The sequence below is a fragment of the Streptomyces sp. NPDC014995 genome, from assembly GCF_043080745.1.
Taxonomy (GTDB): domain Bacteria; phylum Actinomycetota; class Actinomycetes; order Streptomycetales; family Streptomycetaceae; genus Streptomyces.
In genome coordinates, this window is sequence record NZ_JBIBVX010000024.1 from 1 (window position 1) to 17,052 (window position 17,052).

The window sequence follows — 17,052 nt, forward strand, 5'->3', positions numbered from 1 at the left end:
CGGCCGTACTCGCCTTCCTGCGCGAGTACGAGGACGACCTCGTCCTGTGCGTCCACAACTTCTCGCGCTTCGCCCAGCCCACCGAACTGGACCTGAGCCGCTTCAAGCACCGGTATCCGGTCGAGCTGTTCGGCGGGGTCCGCTTCCCGCCGATCGGCGAACTGCCCTACCTGCTCACCCTCGGAGGTCACGGCTTCTACTGGTTCCGGTTGCGCAGGGACGCCGCCTAGGCCGTGCCTTCCGGATCGGCCCGGCTCGGGGCCGCGGCGTCCGGCTGCCGCCGGTGAGCGGGGCTCGGTGCGTGCAGCCGCAAGGCGGAGGAGGGCGTCGACACGAAGCATTGACGCCCGACGACAACGCGGCAGAGGTGCGTGCCGGGCCCCGCGGCCCCGACCTGATCCGAAGGACACGGCCCAGAACCCTGCGGCGGGGCGGTTTCCCCTGCCCCGCCCGGGGCACGCATCAGTAGCACCCCGACCCTTCCGGGGAAAGGAATGTGACGCAATGGCGGACACTGTCACACTTTCCGGCAAGACGAGCCCCGGTCTCCTCGCGTCACTGACGCCCCTGTTGCGGGAATGGCTCCCACGGCAGCGCTGGTTCGCCGGCAAGGGGAGTCCGGTCACCGGTTTCTCGCTGGTGGCGGCCACCGAACTGCTGCCGGCCGGATCCCGGCTGGGCCTGTACCACCTGATGGTGCGCGCCCACCAGCCGGCCTCGCCCGGCGACTGCTACCAGCTCCTGATAGGCGTGCGCGAGGCGCTGCCACCCCGGCTGGCGCCCGCGCTGATCGGCCATGTCCCCGACGGTCCGCTCGCCGGACGGACGGTGTACGACGCCCTGTACGACCCCCGGCCCGCCGAGGTGCTGCTGGAGGCGCTGCGCACCCGGGCCCGGATCGGCGTCCTGCGCTGCGAACGGGACCCGGCGCAGGAGATACGCTCCGGCCTCGTGCCACGCCGGCTGACGTCCGAGCAGTCGAACTCCTCGGTCGTCTATGGAGATACGTTCATCCTCAAGCTACTGCGCCGGGTCGTCCCCGGCGTCAACCCCGACCTGGAACTGCCGCTGGCGCTGGCCCGCGAGGGCTGCCCCAGGGTGCCGGCGCCGACGGCGTGGATGCACGCCGAGCTCGACGGGGAGTCGTACGTCCTGGGCGTGCTCCAGCCGTATGTGCAGGGCGCGACGGACGGCTGGGAGCTGGCTCTGCGGGAGCTGGCCAAGGGGGAGGACTTCGGCGCCGAGGCGCGGGCGCTGGGGCAGGCCACGGCCGAGGTGCACACCGCACTCGCCCGCGCGCTGCCCACGGCGACCCTGGGCTACGCCCAGCTGGGGCCGCTGGTGGACGGCATGGTCGAGCGCCTCGACGCGGCCGTGCAGGCGGTGCCCGCGCTGCATCCGTACGCGCCCGCCCTGCGCACCGCCTTCGCGGCGCTGGCCGACCTCGCGGCCGAGGGCCACACCTGGACCGCCCAGCGCGTCCACGGCGACCTGCACCTCGGGCAGTGTCTGCGCGCGCCCTCCGGGGAGTGGGCGCTGATCGACTTCGAGGGCGAGCCGGCCCGGCCGCTGGCCGAGCGCAGGATGCCGCAGCCGACGGTGCGGGACGTGGCGGGCATGCTGCGGTCCTTCGACTACGCGGCCCACTCGGCCGACCCGCCGGCACCCGGCTGGGCCGAGGCGTGCCGGGCGGCGTACTGCTCCGGGTACGCCGAGGTGACCGGCGTGGATCCGCGCACCGATCCCGTACTGCTGCGGGCCTACGAGACGGACAAGGCCGTCTACGAGGTCGTCTACGAGGCCCGGCACCGCCCCGACTGGCTCCCCGTCCCCCTGTCCGCGATACGCAGGCTCGCCGCGTCCGACCAGCTCTGAGGAGGCTTCGCCCGTGACCCCCAGTCCCCCGTCCGACGGTTCGAACCCGAAGAAGGAAGCCACCGCGAAGAAGGCAGTGGCGAAGAAGACGGTGGCCAAGAAGGCTGTGGCGAAGAAGGCGGTGGCCAAGAAGGCTGTGGTCAAGAAAGCGGCGAGCGAGAAGACCGCGGCGGTCAAGAAGGTCCCCGCCGAGAACGCCACTGTGAAGAAGGTCCTCGCCGAGAACGCCACGGCCGAGAAGGCCCCGGCCGGCACTGCCAAGAAGGTCACTGCCAAGAAGGTCACTGCCAAGAAGGTCACTGCCAAGAAGGCCGCCGCCAAGAAGGCCGCCGAGAAGGCCACCGCGAAGAAGGCCCTGACCAAGCAGGCCGTGGCCGAGAAGGCCACCGCGAAGAAGGCCCTGACCAAGCAGGCCGTGGCCGAGAAGGCCACCGCGAAGAAGGCCCTGACCAAGCAGGCCGTGGTGAAGACGGCGCCCGCGAAGACCGCAGCCAAGAAGGCACCCGCGAAGGCCGCGGCGAGGGTTCCGGCGCAGAAGACCGCGGCGAAGAAGGTTCCGGCACAGAAGGCCCCGGCGAAGAAGGTTCCGGCGCGGAAGGTTCCGGCGCAGAAGACCCCGGGGCGCAGTCCCGCCGTCGAGCCCCCGGCAGTGGCCCCCTCCCCCGCCCTGGACGCCGTCGACCGCGAGCGGTTGCTGCACGGCACGCACCACGATCCGCACTCCGTGCTCGGCGCGCACCCGGCGCCCGGCGGGGTCGTCTTCCGGGCCTTCCGCCCCTACGCGCTGTCCGTCACGGTCCTCTCGGGCGATCTGCGCGCCGAGCTCCACGACGACGGCGACGGCTTCTTCTCCGGCCTGCTGCCCCTGGAGGAGGCACCGGACTACCGTCTCCTCGTCACGTACGAGGGCACGGTCCTGGAGACCGAGGACGCGTACCGCTTCCTGCCCACGCTGGGCGAACTGGACCTGCACCTGATCGGTGAGGGCCGGCACGAGCAGTTGTGGACGGTGCTCGGGGCGCACCCGATGACCCACCAGGGCGTGACCGGCACCCGCTTCTCCGTGTGGGCGCCGAACGCGCGCGGGGTGCGGCTGGCCGGCACCTTCAACTTCTGGGACGGCACCGGGTTCCCGATGCGGTCGCTCGGCTCCTCCGGCGTCTGGGAGCTGTTCGTGCCGGGCGTCGGGGAGGGCGAGCTGTACAAGTTCGACATCACCCGCCCCGACGGTTCGCACACCCTGCGCGCCGACCCGCTGGCCCGCCGTACGGAGGAACCGCCGGCCACCTCGTCGGTCGTGCACGCCTCGCACTACGAGTGGGGCGACGAGGAGTGGCTGGCGCGGCGGGCCGACCGGCCGGTCCACGAGGCCCCGTTCTCGGTGTACGAGGTCCACCTGCCGTCCTGGCGGCCGGGTCTGTCCTACCGCCGGCTGGCCGAGCAGCTCCCGGCGTACGTGAAGGAACTGGGTTTCACGCACGTCGAGCTGATGCCGGTCGCCGAGCATCCCTTCGGTGGCTCCTGGGGCTACCAGGTCACCGGTTTCTACGCGCCGACGGCCCGCCTGGGCACCCCGGACGACTTCAAGTACCTGGTCGACGCCCTGCACCGGGCCGGGATCGGGGTCCTCATGGACTGGGTGCCGGCGCACTTCCCGCGCGACGACTGGGCGTTGGCCGAGTTCGACGGGCGGCCCCTGTACGAGCACGAGGACCCGTTGCGGGCCGCGCACCCCGACTGGGGGACCCTGGAGTTCGACTTCGGGCGGCGCGAGGTGCGCAACTTCCTGGTGGCCAACGCCGTGTACTGGTGCGAGGAGTTCCACATCGACGGCCTGCGCGTCGACGCCGTCGCCTCGATGCTCTACCTGGACTACTCGCGCGAGCCCGGCCAGTGGACGCCGAACGAGCAGGGCGGCCGGGAGAACCTGGACGCGGTGGCCTTCCTCCAGGAGATGAACGCCACCGTGTACCGCAGGAACCCGGGCGTGGTGACGATCGCCGAGGAGTCGACCGCCTGGGACGGTGTCACCCGGGCCACGCACCACCGGGGCCCGAGCGGCTTCGGCGGGCTCGGTTTCGGCCTGAAGTGGAACATGGGCTGGATGCACGACACGCTCCAGTACGTCAGCCACGAGCCCGTCCACCGCAAGTACCACCACCACGAGATGACCTTCTCGATGGTGTACGCCTACAGCGAGAACTACGTGCTGCCGATCTCCCACGACGAGGTCGTCCACGGCAAGCGCTCGCTGGTGTCGAAGATGCCCGGCGACTGGTGGCAGCGGCGCGCCGACCTCCGCGCGTACCTGGGCTTCATGTGGGCCCACCCGGGCAAGCAGCTCCTCTTCATGGGCCAGGAGTTCGCCCAGGGCGCGGAGTGGTCCGAGGCGCACGGCCCGGACTGGTGGCTGCTCGACCCCGACTACGGCGCCGAGGCCGACCACCGGGGCGTACGGGACCTGGTCCGCGACCTGAACGCCGTCTACCGGTCGACGCCCGCCCTCTGGGAGCGGGACACCACCCCGGACGGCTTCCAGTGGGTGGTGGGTGACGCGGCCGACGACAACGTCCTCGCCTTCCTGAGGTACGACGCCGACGGCACGCCCCTTCTGGCCGTCTCCCACTTCTCCCCGGTCGTCCGCCAGGACTACCGCCTCGGCGTGCCCGACGACATCCCCGCCTGGCACGAGGTCCTCAACACCGACGCCGCGTCCTACGGCGGCAGCGACGTCACCCATCCCGACCCGGTCAAGCCGGAGCCGCAGGGCTGGCACGGACGCCCGGCGAGCATCCGGCTGACCCTGCCACCGCTGGCCACGGTGTGGCTGCGGCCGGCCTGAGAGACGGGGAAGGACCGTGGAGCCCGGTGGCCGGCGCCACCGGGCTCGCGGCTGTGCCCGGTCCGCTCAGCAGTCGGCGCGGATGCTGTACACGGGCGTCCAGTTGCCCCTGACGGGACCGTAGTTGGCCGGCGTGGTGTAGATCCGGTCTCCGTTCGCGTCGAACATCCGGACCACGCCGTTCCCCGGGAGGCGGTTGTTCCAGGTACCGCCACCGCTCCACGGGATGCCCCGCGACATGCCGCAGTACAGGACGAGACTGCCTCCGCTGTCGCTGGTCGCGCAGAACGCGCCGGAGACGTGGCAGGTCGCCTGGACCCGGGTGCCGGTCTCGGCGTGGGCGGTCGCGCCCGCCCCGGTGGCGGCGAGCGTCACCGTGGCGGCCGACAGGCCCAGAACCGACAGGACGTTGCGCTTCTTCCTCATGTGTGCCCCTTGTGTGCGAACGGGTGTCGTGCTCTCACCGTGCCGGGGCGGGCTTCGGGCAACCTTGGGGAATTCTGCAGTCGGGCCGCACGGGCCGGTCAGCCGCCGGGCGGCCTCGGGGCGTTCCTCGCCGAGATCAGCCGCCGCAACGCCATCAGCACTCCCCCCGGCCGGCCCGCGCCGCCCTCGGGACCGGTCGCGGTGGCCGGCGGGAACTCCGGGCGGCCGGGGGGCAGGACGCCCGGGGCGAGTTCGTAGCGCACCGGCAGCACCCTGAGGCCCCGCACCACCGGACCCGACCGCCAGGGCAACTGGTCGGGCGGGAGGGTCAGTTCCGCCTGGGCGAAGTGGTCGAAGACGCGGCCGACCGCCGTGGTGACGATCAGGGAGCCCAGTTCGCGGGCCGCGGTCGGGCACTGGTGGGGGCCGGCGCCCCAGCCCAGGTGGGCGCGGGTGGAGACGGTGGAGCCGACCATGTGGGAGGAGCCGAGGTCCAGCAGGTCGCGGTGGGCCGAGGCGGCGGACGGGGAGACGGCGTCCCCGGCGCGGATCCAGTAGTTGCCGAGCAGCACGTCCCGCGCGGCGAAGCGGAAGCACATGTTGGCGACCGGCGGGTTGGCGAGGGCGGCCCGGTTGACGGTCTCGCCGAGCTGCCCGGCGGACAGGCTGCGGCGGACGGTGGCGTTGCCGCGCAACACCTCCAGCAGGGTGTTGAGGACCATGTTGCCGGTGATGTCGTTCAGGTAGACGGCGTTCATGAACAGTTCGCGGCCGAGCTGTTCGTCGCTCAGGTCGGGATCGGCGAGCAGCAGGTAGGACGTGAAGTCGTCGCCGGGGCGGGCCCTGCGGTGGGCGGCGAGCCGGGTGAAGGCGGCCAGGGCGCGGGCGGTGGCGGGGCCCGCGCCGGGGCCGCCGTCGAGCATCCGCCACAGGTCCATGACCAGTTCGTCGCGCAGCTCGACCGGGCAGCCGAACAGCCTGGTGGTGACCATCAGCAGCAGCGGCCGGGTGTACTGCGCGCCCAGGTCGGCGAAGCCGGTCCGGCCCGACTCCGCGGCGAGCAGGGCGACGAGTTCGTCGGCGGAGCGGGCCACGGCCGCGCGCAGCCCCCAGCCCTCGGGACTGCGGGCGTCCTGGAAGGGGCGCAGGGCGGCGTGGTGGACGCGGCGGGCCGTCCGGTGCTCCTCCTCGTCCATGAACATCGTCTGACGCACCTCGTAGCCGGCCAGCAGCGGCCACTGCGGGGGCAGTTCGCCCAGCGCCCGGGCCCGCCAGTGGCGTACGTCGCGCCGCCACCGGCCCTCGTTGCGCAGGACGTCGAGGACCTCCCGGTACTCCAGCACCAGCCACACCGGTACGCCCATCAGGCCGACGGGCGCGACCGGACCGTGGACGCGCCGCAGCCGCTCGTACACCGCGCCGGGGTCGGCGTCGAACTCCGCGGTGAGCAGCGGCTCCACGGGCAGCGACCCGAGCGCGGGAGCGTCGGCCGGTGCGGTGGCGTGGGGGTGGGCTTCCATACCGCAACGCTTACCGCACCGCCCGTGCACGCGCAGTGATCACGGCGTGAACTGTTACGTCTTGGTGATCCCGCGTTACGAGAGGGCCCCTGCCAGCGCCTTCGGCAGTTCCCCGGTGTGCACGACGCCGAGCCGCTGGGTGGCCCGGGTCAGGGCGACGTACAGGTCGCTGGTGCCGTACCGGCCCGGTTCGACCACGAGCACGGAGTCGAACTCCAGGCCCTTGGACTGGCGGGGATCCAGCAGCACGACCGTCCGGGTGAGGTCCGGTTCGGCGCCCGCGGTGACCCCGTCCAGCCGGGCCGCCAGGCGGCGGTGCAGCTCGCGCGGGGCGATCACCGCGAGCCGGCCCTCGGCGGGGGTCAGCTCCTCGACCGCCTTGGCGACGGCGCCGGGCAGGTCGTCGGTGGCGCGCGCCCAGGGCCGTACGCCGGTGGAGCGCACCGAGCTGGGCGGCACGAAGTCCGGGTCCTCGGCGCGGACCACGGCCGCGGCCACCTCCATGATCTCGGCCGGGGTGCGGTAGTTGACGCCGAGCCGGGTGTGCTCCCAGCGGTCCTCCACGTACGGTTCGAGGATCCCCGACCAGGAGCCGACGCCGGCCGCCTCCGCGGTCTGGGCGGGGTCGCCGACCAGGGTCATCGAGCGGGTGGGGCTGCGCCGCATCAGCAGCCGCCACGCCATCGGCGACAGCTCCTGCGCCTCGTCGACGATGATGTGCCCGAACGCCCAGGTCCGGTCGGCCGCCGCCCGCTCGGCGGCGCTGCGGTGGTCGTCCTCCTCGTGCCGCTCGGCGAACCGCTCGGCGTCGATGATGTCGTGCGCGGACAGCACCTCGCTGGCCTCGGGATCGCTGTCCTCCTTGTCCTCGAACTCGTAGGTCCGGGAGGCGAAGGAGACGTCGAGGACGCCCTGCGCGTAGGCGATCTGCGTCTGCCGTTCGCGTTCCGCCCGGGCCCGCGCCAGCCGGTCGTCCTCGCCGAGGAGTTCGGCCGCCTCGTCGAGCAGCGGTACGTCCGCCACGGTCCACGCGCGGGTCACCGGGCGGCGGATGGCGGCCGCGTCCTCGTCGCCGACGTACCCCTCGGGGTCGGCGAGGAAGTCGGCGACCACGCGCTGCGGGGTGAGCACCGGCCACAACCGGTCGATGGCGGACCACACTTCGGGGTTCTCGGCGAGTTCGTCGCGGATCTGGGTGATGTCGCTGGGGTCGAGGAGGCTGGAGCCGTCGTAGGGGTCGGTGCCGACGCGCTCGGCGTACAGCTCGGTCAGCGTGTTCAGGATGTGGCCCTCGAAGTACTCACGGGCCGCGTTGTGCGGCAGCTTCGCGGCCCGGGTGCGCTCACGGGCGACGCCCACGAGTCCGTCGTCGAGCATCAGGACCTCGCGGTCGTGCTCGATCGCGATCACCGGGTCGGGCAGCGCCTGCCGGTCGCGTACGACGGCGGCGAGCACGTCGGCCATGTCGGCGCGGCCCTTCACGGCGGCCGCCTCGGGGGTGTCCGCGGCCGTCGCCTTCACGCCGGGGTACAGCTCGCCGACCGTCGCGAGCAGCACGCCCGTCTCGCCCAGCGAGGGCAGCACCTCGCCGATGTAGCCGAGGAAGGCCGGGTTGGGGCCGACGATCAGGACCGCCCGCTTGGCGAGCAGTTCGCGGTGCTCGTACAGCAGGTAGGCGGCCCGGTGCAGGGCGACCGCCGTCTTGCCGGTGCCCGGGCCGCCCTCGACCACCAGCACCCCCCGGTGCGGGGCGCGGATGATCTCGTCCTGCTCGGCCTGGATGGTCTGCACGATGTCGTGCATCCGGCCGGTGCGGGCGGCGTCGAGCGCGGCGAGCAGCACGGCGTCGCCGGCCGGGTCCTCGAACCCGGTGCGGGTGGCGTCGCCGAGGTCGAGGAACTCGTCGTGCAGGGCGGTGACCCGACGGCCCTCGGTGGTGATGTGCCGGCGGCGGCGCAGGCCCATCGGGGTGTGGCCGGTGGCCAGGTAGAAGGGGCGGGCGACGTCGGCCCGCCAGTCGACGAGGACCGGGGTGCGCTCGGCGTCGTCCCGGCGCAGCCCGATCCGGCCGATGTGGTGGCTCGCGCCGGAGGCCAGGTCGATCCGGCCGAAGCAGAGGGAGCCGTCCACGGCGTTCAGCGCGGCGAGCAGCCCCGAGCGTTCGGCGACCAGGATGTCCCGCTCCAGCCGGGCCTGCATGGGCTTGTCGCCCTGGGCGAGGGCGTCGGCGACGGAGGCCTCGGTGTGGCCGCGCAGCGCGTCCACGCGGGCGTACAGTCCGTCGATGAATTCCTGTTCACCGCGCATTTCACCGTCGGTGAATTCGGTGTTGGACTCGGTGTTTGACAATTCCGCTCCCGCCCGGATATACTCTGCTCACTGACTTCTTCACGACCACATCCCCGTGAAGTCGCGAACCATTGAATATACGCGCAGAAAACCCCCGGGCGCAATTGCCCGGGGGTTTTTCCGTGTACCGGCTCGGTACGGAGTTCGGGTCAGGGGCGGGGCCGGGTCAGAGCACGTCCGACAGCTCCTCCAGCAGCCGCCGCTTCGGCCGCGCCCCCACCATCGCCTTCACCGGCTCACCACCGCGGAACACCATGAAGGTCGGCATCGACAGCACCTTGTAGTGGTTGGTCGTCTCCGGGTTGTGGTCCACGTCCAGCTGCACCACCTTCAGCCGCTCCTCCTCCTCCGCCGCGAGCGCGCCGAGCACCGGCGCCATCTGCCGGCAGGGCGGGCACCAGTCGGCGGTGAACTCCACCAGCACCGGCAGATCCGCCCCCAGCACCTCCGCCCCGAAGTCCGCGTCCGTCACCTCGGGCACTCCCGCCGCCTTCGTCACCGTCACTGTCCTCCCAGCTCGCACACGGGTTCCGGACCCCCCGGAACCAGCGCCTCGGCGCCCAGCTCGTCCCGCGCCCGCTCCGCTCGCGCGAGTTGTCCGGCCACCTTCTCCCGGACCGCGCCCAGCTCCCCGATGAGCGCGTCGAGCTCGTCCAGCTTGCGCCGGTACACCGCGAGCGACGCCGGACAGGAGTCGCCCTCCGGGTGCCCGGCGCGCAGGCACTCCACGAAGGGCCGGGTCTCCTCCAGGTCGAACCCGACGTCCCGCAACGTCCTGATCTGCTGCAACAACCGCAGGTCGCGCTCGTCGTAGGCACGATGACCCAGCTCGTCGCGGCGCGCGGGCAGCAGCCCCCGCGCCTCGTAGTACCGCAACGCCCGCGTCGTGGTCCCGGCCCGTGCGGCCAGCTCGCCGATTCGCATGCGTACGAACGTACGGCTTGACGCCGACGTCAAGGCAAGGGCGGCAGCAGCGGCTTCCGCTCGACCGGTGAGGTGAGCACGATCGACGTCGTCGTGCGGCCCAGCGCCGAGACCTGTTCGAGGACCTCTTCCAGGTGGACCGTGTCCGCGACGGCGACCTTGAGGATCCAGCAGTCCTCGCCGACCACGTGGTGCACCTCGATGATCTCCGGGCGGTCGATCAGCTCCAGGGTGCGGGGGTGCTTGAGGGTGTAGCCGCCGTGCGGGTCGACCCGGATGAACGCCTGGATGCCGTAGCCGAGACGGGCCGGGGCCACCCGAGCGCCGTAACCGGTGATCGCGCCGGCCGCCTCCAGCCGCCGCACCCGCTCGGTGACGGCGGCCGGGCTGAGACGCACCCGCCGGCCCAGCTCGCTGAGCTTGATCCTTCCGTCGGTCTGGAGCAGTTGCAGGATCTGCCGGTCCAGCGCGTCGAAGGCCACCGACGTTTCGTTGGCGGCGGGGCGAGGATGCCGTCGTTCTTTCGGTGCCGCGGCCGGATCTCCCATGTCTTCCCCTTCAGACCTCGTGGGTACGCCGGGAGAATTATGGTCATGGAAAGGGCAGGCGAGGCAAAGACGGAGCAGGCAGAGGCCCGGGTGGCAAAGGGCGACGGGGCAAGGACGGGAGTGGAAAAGACCGACGACGCAAAGGCCGACGGCGCAAAGGCCCGCGAGGTATTGGTGATCGGCGGCAACCGGTATTTCGGGAAGCGGCTGATCGAACGACTGCTGAAGGCCGGGGACCGGGTCACGGTCCTCAATCGCGGATCGTCACCGCCACCGCCGGGCGCGATTCACCTCGTCGCCGACCGCGACGACGAGCGGTCGCTGATGACGGCGCTCGGCACGCGCACCTTCGACGTGGTGGTCGACCAGGTCTGCTACACCCCGCGCCAGGCGACGACCGCCCTGCGCGTCTTCACCGGCCGCACCCGCCGCTACGTGATGACGTCCACGGTCGAGGTGTACGAGTACGAGGACTCGATCGCGCCGGTGCGCGAGACGGACGTCGACCCGCTGACCGTGCCCGTCGACCTCGCACTGCCCTGGGACGACCCGCAGTTCCTGGAATCCCACTACGGCGAGGGCAAGCGGCAGGCTGAGGCGGTGTTCGCGGCGGCCGGCGCCTCGGGCCTGCCGTACGCGTGCGTCCGGGTGGCCCATGTACTGGGCGGGGACGACGACTTCACCGGACGGCTGGCGCACTACGCGGACCGTATCCGCACCGGCGAGCCGATCGCCGTGCCGTCCCCGAACTGTCCGGCGACGTACATCCATGTCGAGGAGATCGCCGACTTCCTGTTCTGGACGGTGGGCGAGGACTTCACCGGGCCGGTCAACGCGGCCTCCCACCAGCCGCTGACGACCGAGGAGTTGTGCGAGGCGGTGGCCGCGCTCGTCCCCGGCGGAAAGGCCGTCTTCCAGGAGGTGGAGGTCGGCGAGGTCTCGCCGTTCGCCTTCCGCCGCCGCTATCCGATGGACAACTCCCGTGCCGTGCGGCTGGGTTTCCGCTTCGGGTCTGCCCGGCGGTGGCTCGGGCGGGCGGTGGCGGAGACGCTCGGTGCCTCCGGCTCGGGGAAGGGCGTCTGACATGCGGTACCGCACCCTTGGCGACCTGCGCGTGAGCGCGATCGGGCTCGGGGCGATGCCGCTGTCCATCGAGGGCCGCCCCGACGAGGCCCGCGCCCTGGCCACGGTCCACGCGGCCCTGGACGCGGGCGTGACACTGCTGGACACGGCGGACTCCTACCACCTGCCGGGCGCGGCCTCCGGCCACAGCGAACGCCTGGTCGCCCGCGCCCTCGCCACCTACGGCGGTGCCACGGACGGCGTACTGGTGGCGACCAAGGGCGGCCGGGGCAGACCGGCCGGCGAGGACTGGACGGTGAACGGCGATCCCCGGCATCTGAAGGCCGCCGCCGAGGCCTCCCTCAGCCGGCTCGGTGTCGAGGCGATCGGTCTCTACCAGCTCCACAAGCCGGATCCGGCGGTGCCGTTCGAGGAGTCGGTGGGCGCGCTGCGGGACCTGCTCGACGCGGGCACGATCCGGCTGGCCGGCGTCTCCAACACGGACGCGGACCAGATCCGCCGGGCCCGCGCGATCCTCGGCGACCGCCTGGTCTCGGTGCAGAACCGGTACTCGCCCGCCGTCGGCGACAGCGAGCGGGAGCTGCGGCTCTGCGCCGGGCTGGGGCTGGCGTTCCTCCCCTGGAGCCCCCTGGGCGGCATCTCCCGCAGCTCCCTGGACGGGCCGTCCCGGCTGGAGGGCGAGCGGCGTTTCGGCGCCTTCCACGAGATCGCCCGCGAGCGCGGGGTGAGCCCCCAGCAGGTCTGCCTGGCCTGGCTCCTGACCCGCTCCCCGACGGTGATCCCGATCCCGGGCGCCAGTCGGCCGGAGACGGCACGGGACTCGGCGGGTGCGGCGGAACTGATCCTCTCGGAGGAGGAGTCGAAGCGACTGGAGGAGGCGGTGGAGCGGGGGCGGGCGCCCCAGAGGTGAGGCGCCGTTCCACGTCCCCCACCGGCGTCGGCCGCACTGTGGCCGGGGCGTACGGCTTGCGCCCGCTCGCACAGGTCCGCGGTGGGCGGGGCGGCCGGGGGGCGGCCCGGGGGGAGGGGCGGACGCGGGCCGGCCGGGGGACGGGGCGGACGGGGCAAGGCGGGACCGACGGGACAGGTGCGGCGGACGCGGCAGTTGGGACAGGCGCGGACGCGGCAGGCGCCGCACGCGCACTGTCGGGACCGGCCCCGCCGGCCCCCTCGACCCGCTCAGCAGCCCGGTCACCTCGACCCGCTCAGCCGTTTCCGTCCGCCCGGCCGCTTACACCCGCTCGCGCTCCACGCCGGACGACGGCGGATGCGGTAGGCGCGGCGGAGGGGCGGACACCGCCGGCGCCCTCTCGGGACCGGCCCCGCCGGCCCCTCGACCCGCTCAGCAGCCCGGCCGCCTCGACCCGCTCAGCCGTTTCCGTCCGCCCGGCCGCTTACACCCGCTCGCGCTCCACGCCGGACGACGGCGGACGCGGTAGGCCCGGCGGACGGGGCAGGCGCCGCCGGCGAACTCTCGGGACCGGCCCGCCGGCCCCCTCGACCCGCTCAGCAGCCCGGCCGCCTCGACCCGCTCAGCCGTTTCCGTCCGCCCGGCCGCTTACGCCTGCTCGCTCAGCTCCACGCCGGGCGCGGCGGACGCGGCAGGCGAGGCGGACGGGGCAGAGCGCGGCGGAGGGGCGGACACCGCCGGCGAACTTTCGGGACCGGCCCGCCGGCCCCCTCGACCCGCTCAGCAGCCCGGCCGCCTCGGCCCGCTCAGCCGTTTCCGTCCGCCCGGCCGCTTACGCCCGCTCGCGCTCCACGCCGGACGGCAGGCGCACTGTCGGGGTCGGTCCCACCCGTTCCTTCGGCCGCCTCAGGCCGCTCGGCCGCTTCCGTCCGCTCAGCGGTTTCCGTCCGCTCGGACCTTTCCGTCCGCTCAGCCGTTTCCGTCCCCTCGGTCGCGGTTTCCGTCCCCTCGGTCGCGGTCTTCGTCCTGCGCGGCAGCAGTACCGCCACCAGCACCGTGCCGATGCCCAGGACCACCGCGCCCACCAGGCTGGTGTGGGCGACCGCGTCCGCGAAGGAGGAGCCGACCGCGTCGGCCATCTGCCGGGCGTTCTCGGCGAGTTGGGTCGCCTGGGCCTTGAGCTGTGCGGCCTGCTGCGGGTCGGTCGTCCGCGCCGCCTGCTCGGCGAGTTGCGTGGCCTTGTCGGCGACGCCCTGGGCGACGGCGTACCCGGCGCCGACCGAGTCCTGGGCGGTGGCGAGGGTGCCGGCGGGGAGGCCTGCGCCGGAGGCCGCGTCCGCGAGGTGGTCCGCGTACGACGTGCCCAGCAGCGAACCGAGGATCGCGATGCCGAGTGAGCCGCCGAGTTCCAGCGAGGTGTCGTTCACCGCGCCGCCGACGCCGAGTTCGGACTCGGGGAACGCCCCCATGATCGCGTCCGTGCAGGGCGAGAGGGCCAGCCCGATCGCCAGTCCGAGGACGACGAGGGGTGCGACGAAGTCGCCGTACGACGAACTCGCGTCGACCCGGGTGAGCAGCGCGAGCGCCGCGGTGCCGCCGGCCATGCCCGCGCCCACCGTCCACTTCATGCCGACGCGCGGGGTGAGGTAGCCGGTCAGGGCCGAGCCGACGAAGACCGCGCCGGCCAGCGGGAGCATGCGCAGGCCGGTGTCGAGGGCGTCATAGCCGAGGACGAACTGCAGGTGCTGGGTGAGGTAGTAGAAGGCGCCGAAGACCGCCAGGAAGAACAGGGCGACGGCGAGGTTGGAGCCGGCGAAGCGGCGGTCGGTGAAGCGGCGGACGTCCAGGACGGGCCGCGGGTGGCGCAGCTCCCAGAGGACGAAGGCCAGCAGGCCCGCGGCCGCGGCGACCGCCGCCGTGACCGCCTTCGTGCCCCAGCCGAAGTGCGGCCCCTCGATGATCATGTAGACGAGCGCGCCGATCCAGACCACGGACAGCAGCCCGCCGACATGGTCGATACGGTCCGCGTGGCCGGCGTTGGACGGCGGTACGAGGAGGAGGGCGCCGACGATCGCGAGGGCGGCGACCGGCACGTTGATGAGGAACGTCGACGACCAGCCGTGCTCCTCCAGCAGCGCCCCGGCGACCAGCGGACCGGCCGCGATGGCGAGGCCGGCGGTCGCGGTCCACAGGGTGATCGCCTTGGCGCGCTCCGCGCGCGGGAAGGTCGCGGCGAGCAGGGAGAGCGTCGCAGGCATGATCATCGCCGCGCCGACGCCCATCACGGCACGGGCCGCGATGACCGTCGTCGAGCTGTCGGCGAGGTAGCCGGAGACCGCGCCGCCGCCGAACACCACGAGCCCGAGGACCAGCGCGCCGCGCCGGCTGTACTTGTCGCCGATCGCGCCGAGCAGCAGCATCAGCGCCGCGTACGGCACGGTGTAGCCGTCGATCACCCACTGGAGGTCCGCGCTGGACAGGTCCAGGTCCTGGGTCATGTCGGGCGCGGCGACGGTGAGGGCGGTGTTCGCCATCACGATGATCAGCAGGCTCAGACAGAGGACGAGGAGCGCCCACCAGCGTCGGCGGTAGGGGCCCTCCATCCGTTCGACCGGTTCGTTCATGACGAGTCGCATGGGCAGGGATCGCCTTCCTCGGGACGTACGCGGGAACGTGCGCGACGACGCACCCACTTGATTTGCACAGCGCTGTGCAATTACTGGGTCCTGTGCAATGTAGGTCGTTGCACACGAGTGTGCAAATCGTGGTGAGGAGAACGAGCCAGGGAGGGGAGGCGGAAGGAAGGCGGGCACAATGGCCGCCATGACCACGGGCAACACCAGCCGCGCCGACGCCAACCGCCGCCGCATCCTCGACGTGGCCCTCGCCGAGCTGCTGCGCGACCCCGACGCGTCCATGGACCAGATCGCCCGCGCCGCCGGTGTCGTACGCCGCACGGTCTACGGGCACTTCCCCAGCCGTGAGGCGCTGATCGGCACGCTGGTCGACGGGGCGGTGGAGGCGCTGGCGAGCGCCGACACGGCGGGCCGGGAGGACGTCGCGGACCCGGCGGAGGCACTCGCCCGCTCGGTGCTCACGGTCTGGGAGGTCGCCGACCGCTACCGGCTGCTGGTCGCGCTGGCCCAGCGCACGGTCACCATGCAGGGCATCCGGGAACGGCTCGCCCCGGTCCGCGAGAACAAGGTCCGGTTGCTCCGGCGCGGGCTGGACGAGGGTACGTTCGCCTCACCACTGCCGGCACCGGCCCTGGCGTACGTCCACGAGCAGATCCTGTTCGCGCTGATGGAGGCCGTGAACGACGGCCTGCTGAGCACACGCGAGGCGGGCCACTCGGCCGCGGTCACGGTGCTGACCGCGGCGGGCGTGCCCGCCCACCTGGCCACCGCGCTGGTGGCGAGGGTGAGCGGGTCCGACTGACGCGCCGGCCGACCGACCCGTCCGCTTTCCCGCTCGTCCGTTGGTCCGACTGGACGATGAGCTGCCGATGACGCCGATCGCATGACGTGCCGCCACATCCGCAACCGGGCCGGGCGTCACGGCGCTCCTGTACGGCAGATCCGCAGCCAGTTGTGAGGAGACAGACGTGACCGCCACCACCGTCGAGCACAGCTCGCCCCGTACCGTCGTCGACCCCTACGCCGTCGACGACGCCGAACCCGCCCGGCCGGCCCCGGCCGGACAGCCGCAGGACGCGGACGCGGACTACCTGCTGCCGCCGCCCGCCCCCGCCCGGCGCCCGCACCCCGCCCTCGACCCACGCGACCGCCGGCGCCTCGACCTGCACGCGGCCCTGACCGCGGCCGGCGTCCCGCCCCGCCCCGAGGACCGCGAGGCCATCGACCAGCTCAGCGCCCTCTCCCGCAGCGTCAACGCCGCCCTCCAGCGGTGGCTCCGCCACACCACCTGAAACAGATTGACGAGTACACGCCCACCCGCATACGGTCACCGCCTGCCCTGATCACTTCAGGTCGTGGATCGATCCCCGGGGGACGCAATGAGCTGGTTCATCCTCGTACTCAGAAGATCCTGGATCTTTCGCGGGCGCGCTCGCCGCAAGGAATACTGGATGTTCACCCTGATCACCGGGCTCATCTACCTCCCGCTGCTGGTCGCCGACGAGTACGTCGGCAACGAGGTGCCCTCGCTCGGCTTCACCCTCGTGATCCTGCTGCCCAGCCTCGCCGTCACGGTGCGCCGGCTGCACGACACCGACCGCTCCGGCTCGTTCGTCCTCATCGGGCTGATCCCGCTCGTCGGCACCATCGCCATGCTGATCTTCACGGCCACCGAAGGCACTCCGGGCCAGAACAGGTACGGGGTGAACCCCAAGGAGGAGCCGGTCCTGGCCTGACGCGGCCTGCGGACGTACGGGGAAAAGAGAACCGGGCGGCTGAGCTACGGGGGAGCACTCAGCCGCCCGGAGTGTGGGGCGGACACCTCGGGGGATGTCGCAGGGGATCACCGTCGCAGGTGATCACCGCAGGGGACCACCGCAGGGGATCGGCGCGAGGATTTCGGCCGGATGCCCGGCCCCGGTTCAGGCGGGGCCGGGCA

15 protein-coding genes are annotated in these 17,052 nt (G+C 72.7%); 8 read left to right on the plus strand and 7 right to left on the minus strand.

Features of this window, described 5'->3' with window-relative positions:
• The 3 genes from ACF1A1_RS35670 to glgB all read left to right on the plus strand — a co-directional run.
• On the plus strand, positions 1–230 hold a 230-nt coding region (locus tag ACF1A1_RS35670; RefSeq protein ID WP_392005768.1), incomplete at its 5' end, for an alpha-glucosidase C-terminal domain-containing protein.
• 274 nt (positions 231–504) lie between these two features.
• Positions 505–1,875: a maltokinase gene (locus ACF1A1_RS35675; RefSeq protein ID WP_392005770.1), complete on the plus strand. Its 1,371-nt coding sequence runs from the start codon at positions 505–507 to the stop codon at positions 1,873–1,875.
• Between the two features lie 13 nt (positions 1,876–1,888).
• A complete protein-coding gene (gene glgB / locus ACF1A1_RS35680) occupies positions 1,889–4,717 on the plus strand; it encodes a 1,4-alpha-glucan branching enzyme (protein WP_392005772.1) in 2,829 nt (942 codons plus the stop codon).
• A gap of 66 nt (positions 4,718–4,783) precedes the next feature.
• Here glgB and ACF1A1_RS35685 read toward each other — a convergent pair whose 3' ends face one another.
• The 6 genes from ACF1A1_RS35685 to ACF1A1_RS35710 form a co-directional block, all read right to left on the minus strand.
• Positions 4,784–5,143 (minus strand): hypothetical protein, encoded by a 360-nt coding sequence (locus ACF1A1_RS35685; protein WP_392005774.1) that lies wholly within the window; start codon positions 5,141–5,143, stop codon positions 4,784–4,786.
• A gap of 98 nt (positions 5,144–5,241) precedes the next feature.
• Positions 5,242–6,663 carry a cytochrome gene (locus ACF1A1_RS35690; protein ID WP_392005776.1) on the minus strand — a complete coding sequence of 474 codons (1,422 nt, stop codon included), beginning with the start codon at positions 6,661–6,663 and terminating at the stop codon, positions 5,242–5,244.
• A gap of 75 nt (positions 6,664–6,738) precedes the next feature.
• A complete protein-coding gene (locus ACF1A1_RS35695) occupies positions 6,739–8,970 on the minus strand; it encodes a HelD family protein (RefSeq protein ID WP_392005961.1) in 2,232 nt (743 codons plus the stop codon).
• Between the two features lie 208 nt (positions 8,971–9,178).
• Entirely contained in the window at positions 9,179–9,511 is a 333-nt protein-coding gene (locus ACF1A1_RS35700; protein ID WP_392005778.1) for a thioredoxin family protein, read from the minus strand.
• A 2-nt stretch (positions 9,512–9,513) separates the two neighbouring features.
• Positions 9,514–9,936, minus strand: a complete 423-nt coding sequence (locus ACF1A1_RS35705) for a MerR family transcriptional regulator (protein WP_392005780.1) — start codon at positions 9,934–9,936, stop codon at positions 9,514–9,516.
• Positions 9,937–9,965: 29 nt separating this feature from the next.
• Positions 9,966–10,484: an Lrp/AsnC family transcriptional regulator gene (locus tag ACF1A1_RS35710; RefSeq protein WP_392005782.1), complete on the minus strand. Its 519-nt coding sequence runs from the start codon at positions 10,482–10,484 to the stop codon at positions 9,966–9,968.
• Between the two features lie 120 nt (positions 10,485–10,604).
• On the opposite strand from ACF1A1_RS35710, the gene ACF1A1_RS35715 reads away from it, so the two are divergent.
• Both ACF1A1_RS35715 and ACF1A1_RS35720 read left to right on the plus strand, forming a co-directional pair.
• A complete protein-coding gene (locus ACF1A1_RS35715; protein ID WP_392005784.1) occupies positions 10,605–11,567 on the plus strand; it encodes an NAD-dependent epimerase/dehydratase family protein in 963 nt (320 codons plus the stop codon).
• A 1-nt stretch (position 11,568) separates the two neighbouring features.
• On the plus strand, positions 11,569–12,477 hold the full coding sequence (locus ACF1A1_RS35720; RefSeq protein WP_392005786.1) for an aldo/keto reductase: 909 nt from the start codon (positions 11,569–11,571) through the stop codon (positions 12,475–12,477).
• A gap of 806 nt (positions 12,478–13,283) precedes the next feature.
• On the opposite strand, the gene ACF1A1_RS35725 is transcribed toward ACF1A1_RS35720, so the two are convergent.
• Entirely contained in the window at positions 13,284–15,113 is a 1,830-nt protein-coding gene (locus tag ACF1A1_RS35725) for an MFS transporter (protein ID WP_392005788.1), read from the minus strand.
• A gap of 178 nt (positions 15,114–15,291) precedes the next feature.
• On the opposite strand from ACF1A1_RS35725, the gene ACF1A1_RS35730 reads away from it, so the two are divergent.
• The 3 genes from ACF1A1_RS35730 (at position 15,292) to ACF1A1_RS35740 (ending at position 16,849) form a co-directional block, all read left to right on the plus strand.
• Entirely contained in the window at positions 15,292–15,915 is a 624-nt protein-coding gene (locus tag ACF1A1_RS35730; RefSeq protein WP_392005790.1) for a TetR/AcrR family transcriptional regulator, read from the plus strand.
• Between the two features lie 166 nt (positions 15,916–16,081).
• The gene (locus ACF1A1_RS35735; protein ID WP_392005792.1) at positions 16,082–16,405 is read left to right on the plus strand and encodes a hypothetical protein; all 324 of its coding nucleotides are present in this window, start codon (positions 16,082–16,084) and stop codon (positions 16,403–16,405) included.
• A gap of 87 nt (positions 16,406–16,492) precedes the next feature.
• Positions 16,493–16,849 (plus strand): DUF805 domain-containing protein, encoded by a 357-nt coding sequence (locus ACF1A1_RS35740; protein ID WP_392005794.1) that lies wholly within the window; start codon positions 16,493–16,495, stop codon positions 16,847–16,849.
• The last annotated feature ends 203 nt before the right edge of the window (positions 16,850–17,052 follow it).